Source organism: Bradyrhizobium sp. (genome assembly GCF_035273305.1).
Classification (GTDB): domain Bacteria; phylum Pseudomonadota; class Alphaproteobacteria; order Rhizobiales; family Xanthobacteraceae; genus Bradyrhizobium.
Genome location: NZ_DATEPI010000009.1, coordinates 1 through 3811, shown reverse-complemented (window position 1 = coordinate 3811; position 3811 = coordinate 1). Strand labels below are relative to the sequence as shown.

The 3811-nt window shown below is 59.5% G+C and carries 6 protein-coding genes; 5 read left to right on the top strand and 1 reads right to left on the bottom strand.

The window, feature by feature from the left end; genetic code table 11:
- The first annotated feature begins 85 nt into the window (after window positions 1-85).
- The 3 genes from VJV58_RS00810 to VJV58_RS00800 all read left to right on the top strand — a co-directional run bounded on the left by VJV58_RS00810 (window position 86) and on the right by VJV58_RS00800 (window position 2045).
- A complete protein-coding gene (locus tag VJV58_RS00810) occupies window positions 86-754 on the top strand; it encodes a hypothetical protein (protein WP_324135406.1) in 669 nt (222 codons plus the stop codon).
- On the top strand, window positions 751-1365 hold the full coding sequence (locus VJV58_RS00805; protein ID WP_324135405.1) for a hypothetical protein: 615 nt from the start codon (window positions 751-753) through the stop codon (window positions 1363-1365). Before VJV58_RS00810 ends, VJV58_RS00805 begins: the two co-directional genes overlap by 4 nt.
- A gap of 170 nt (window positions 1366-1535) precedes the next feature.
- A complete protein-coding gene (locus VJV58_RS00800) occupies window positions 1536-2045 on the top strand; it encodes a hypothetical protein (RefSeq protein WP_324135407.1) in 510 nt (169 codons plus the stop codon).
- Window positions 2046-2202: 157 nt separating this feature from the next.
- Here VJV58_RS00800 and VJV58_RS00795 read toward each other — a convergent pair whose 3' ends face one another.
- Complete coding sequence (locus tag VJV58_RS00795) at window positions 2203-2451, bottom strand: hypothetical protein (RefSeq protein WP_324135404.1); 249 nt, start codon at window positions 2449-2451, stop codon at window positions 2203-2205.
- Window positions 2452-2732: 281 nt separating this feature from the next.
- Between VJV58_RS00795 and VJV58_RS00790 the strand changes: the two genes are divergently transcribed.
- Together VJV58_RS00790 and VJV58_RS00785 are read left to right on the top strand one after the other, a co-directional pair.
- Window positions 2733-3056: a GcrA family cell cycle regulator gene (locus VJV58_RS00790; protein ID WP_324135403.1), complete on the top strand. Its 324-nt coding sequence runs from the start codon at window positions 2733-2735 to the stop codon at window positions 3054-3056.
- A 47-nt stretch (window positions 3057-3103) separates the two neighbouring features.
- Window positions 3104-3811: alpha/beta hydrolase (locus tag VJV58_RS00785; RefSeq protein ID WP_324135402.1), on the top strand; the 708-nt coding region annotated here is incomplete at its 3' end.

The window sequence follows — 3811 nt, the reverse complement described above, 5'->3', positions numbered from 1 at the left end:
ATGCTCGACGCAGCGACGGCGCGGGTATTTTCGCAGGCCGTCACCTTGACGGAGACGCGGGTCGTTCCGGCGCTGGAACGCCTCCATGAACGATGATTTTGGCCTATATCCGCGCGAGGAGCCGTTCGATCCGTTCAGCGTGATGCTGTTCAAGGCGCTTCAGGTGATCGCGTTCCTGTTTTTTATCGCTCTGTTGGCGATCACGCCCGATGCCAAGGACGGCAAGATCGATTCAAAGGCCGAGTTCATCATCACGATGGACTGGCCTGACAATCACCCCGATGACCTCGACATGTTCGTGCAGGACCCGATCGGCAATATCGCCTGGTATCGCCGTCGCGAAGCAGGTTTCCTGGTGCTCGATCGCGACGATCGCGGCGGAGCGAACGACTTTATCATTGTCAACGGCAAGAAAATTCCGTCGCCGATCCGTGAGGAAATCGTCACCGTCCGTGGCATTGTTCCCGGAGAATACACCATCAACGTCAGTCATTTTCAGGCACTGACGCATTCGCCGGTCGCAGCGAAAGTCAAAGTGCAGAAACTCAATCCGACGGCGCAGGTGATCTACGACAACATCGTGACGGTCGACCATACCGGTGATGAGAAGACGGCCGTGCGCTTTACGCTGGACGCGGCGGGCAAGGTGATCGACGTGAATAACCGCGCAAAGTCGCTATTGGAGACGTTCCGGAATGTGCACAGTAATGGCGCCGATCTCGATCCGAAAACCGGATATGTGAAGAAGCTATGACCAACTTCGAGTCGGTGGTCCTGGCGCTCGCGCTGGCTTATGCCTTGATCGGCGCGCTGCTGCTCGCGCTGCTCATCTATGCGCGCCTGCCGTGGCCTGCCAAGGCCGCGGCGATCGTGGTGACCAGTTGTTTCTACTTGGTCAGCTATATCGGTGCGCGCGGCCTGCTCGGTTGGTCGTCGCGTGACCCGCTGCCGCCTCGCTTCAAACTGCTGCAGGCCCGCATTGTCGAACCTCATTCGCTCGAAGGCGAGCCGGGCGCGATCCATCTTTGGGTCGAGGAGCTCGGCGAAGATAATCGACCGAGCGGCGTCCCGCGCGCCTATCGCCTGCCGTATGACGCCAAGCTCGCGGAGAAGACCGAAAAAGCTATCGCTGCAAGCGCCGATGGCAGGCCGCAGGGCGGACGCACCGCCGATTTTGGATCCGGAGAGGGCGGAGTGGCCGAGGAAGCCATACGCCTGGTGACACCCTCAACCATTACCACCACCGGCGGCGGCGATCCCTCGACTGGCAGTCCGCTCGATCCAACTTTCAAGCACGGTGAAAACCAAAGCATCAGCTTCGGGCCGCTGGCGCCTCCGCGCATGCCGAAAAAGGATGAGCCCTAGGGAGCTTGCGTACTGGATTCCGTGCGCATCCGGTGTATCGGCCTGAAAGCGAACCTTTATGTCTCTGATCGGACATTGGCCAACTCGCTTCGGTCAACATGCTGACACGTTTGTTTCCTTGTCTCCGCGCCGTGGTGGGGGGATTTCGCAAACTCACGGAGTCTCCATTGATGTGGAAAGCTGTTATCACTTTAGCTGTATTGTCTCTTTTCTCCGTTCAAGCCGATGCCCGTCCGCGTCATCATCGCCAACATGTTTTTCGCGCGATGGCCTTGTACGCCGGTGATATTCCAAATGATGAGAGAGTAATCAGTGGGCGTCCGTCGGGATGTCCGCACTCGTTCTGTGGGTGCGAAGCGTCGCTGTTCCGCTTCGGCCGAATCATTCCAGAATTAAATCTCGCATCCAATTGGCGCCGCTTCCCAAGGGCTGCGCCGGCGGCGGGCATGGCGGCGGTTCGATCAGGCCACGTCATGATCCTGCAACAGCATGTCAGCGGTAACGTCTGGTATGTGCATGACGGCAATTCCGGCGGCCACGTGACGCGCGAGCATCCACGCTCGATTTCCGGTTACACAATCGTCGATCCGAGTTCATCGTCGGCGCTAAGCCGGATGAGCGCAAGCCAGGGCTCATGGGCATCATCCAATCGGCGCGCCATGGTTCGCGGTTGGATGTAGGCCTACGGCTTGTCGCTGTGCCGACCAGGCCCGCCCAATCGGCTAATCATATTTTTAACCGTGTTGTTTGAACGACCGGGTCTATGAAACCGCGCCGCGTTTACCAGCCGTTCGCCAATCAGGCCGCAGCGACCTGATGTTGGGCGGCTGGCGGCGCTCAAGCAGCGGCCATGCTCTCCCATCGCGCGTTGGCATTTACGACAACGTGGGAAGCCCGATCATAATCCAGCGCGTCGGCCGTGAAGTAGGATTCAAGTTCCGTCAGCGCCAGATTTTCCCATTCCCTCGCTTGGCTCAGGAGCGAGTACCTTTGATCGGGACGGAAGCCCGCGGTCTGACGGTACAAAGAAGCAATGGCCCGATATCGCCGCACGTTTTCCAGAACGGCTTCCCTGCTCGTATGCATGAGTTGGTCTCCCCTTGTTTTCCCCTTGCTGGCCGTGAGTTTTGGCCGAGATGATTTTCAATTTCGTTAGCGTGGTCTGCGGAAAGCCCGAATGGTTTCCCAAGCGTTGATCTCCAGCATTTCGAGAGACGCTCATCAGGCGAGGACTGTCCGATGTAGATGAAGACTTGTCTTGTGTAGATTCACCGTGCTTCCCAATCGCGTGGTCACCCGCGCGGCGTCGATTTCAGAATTTCGGGAGACGACTAGCCTCTTGTCGGCAGTCGGCGTATACTACGTGCATGAGTTGGGATGCGAAGGACGTAGCACTGCTCAAAAAACTCTGGTCCCAGGGACAGAGCGCCGCTCAGATCGCGCGCCGTCTTGGCTATAGCCGCAACGCCGTCTGCGCCAAGCTGACCCGGTTGGATCTCAAGCGCGGTCACAAGCCACCGACTGCAAAGCCCAGGATCAGATCGGAGCCGAAGCGAATACCTGCATTGGCTGCCTGTGCTCAACCGGTTGCAAGGATGGTCTCGCGGAAAAAGCCAACCAAGCAGCCAAAGGAATTCAGCAAGGGCCAGCTTTACGCGATACTGGCTGAAGCCGTCAGGAATACGGGCTGACAGCTTCACTGCATCATCCCCTCTGCGATCCCTTGAAGGAAGTGGCCGTGAGCCAGCACGAGATTGACGCCATCCGCAAGTTGTTGGCCGCGAAACCGCGGCCGATCGGATGGGCGGAGCGGCGTCAGCGCCTCGATGAGGTCGGATCGCTATGGCCGGTCGCGGATGATGTGTCGATCGAGGCGGTAAATTGCGATGGCGTTCCCGGCGAATGGTCGCTTGCGCCTGGCAGCGACAGGTCCCGGGTGCTGATCTTCTTTCACGGTGGCGGCTACTGCTCCGGTTCGATCCTCAGTCACCGCCGGTTGGTGACGGAAGCTGGCCGAGCGGCGCGCATGCGCACGCTGGCTATCGGCTATCGACTTGCACCGGAGCATCCCTATCCGGCGGCACACGAGGACGCCATGGCCGCCTGGCATTTCGTGCGCCGGCAAGGCATTCCCGCTGACAGTATTGCCGTGGGCGGCGATAGCGCCGGCGGCAACCTCTCGATCACTCTCATCAACCGGCTGCGTGCCGCTAATGAAGCTTTGCCGGCCTGCGCATGGCTGATCTCGCCGTGGACCGACCTCACCATGTCCGGCGCCACGCTGGACACCAAGGAGGCCATCGATCCGATTATCCACAAGGCCTACCTCGGCGAATTGGCCGAGGCCTATGTGCCGACGGATATCGATCGCGAGAGCCCGCTGATCTCGCCGCTATTTGCGGATTTGCGCGGCTTCCCGCCGATATTGATCCAGGTCGGATCGGCG

Excerpts from the sequence above, each read along its gene's own strand:
- VJV58_RS00810 (WP_324135406.1), top strand. The coding sequence starts at position 86 with ATGAACGATGATTTTGGCCTATATCCGCGCGAGGAGCCGTTCGATCCG.
- VJV58_RS00805 (WP_324135405.1), top strand. The coding sequence starts at position 751 with ATGACCAACTTCGAGTCGGTGGTCCTGGCGCTCGCGCTGGCTTATGCC.
- VJV58_RS00800 (WP_324135407.1), top strand. The coding sequence starts at position 1,536 with ATGTGGAAAGCTGTTATCACTTTAGCTGTATTGTCTCTTTTCTCCGTT.
- VJV58_RS00795 (WP_324135404.1), bottom strand. The coding sequence starts at position 2,451 with ATGCATACGAGCAGGGAAGCCGTTCTGGAAAACGTGCGGCGATATCGG.
- VJV58_RS00790 (WP_324135403.1), top strand. The coding sequence starts at position 2,733 with ATGAGTTGGGATGCGAAGGACGTAGCACTGCTCAAAAAACTCTGGTCC.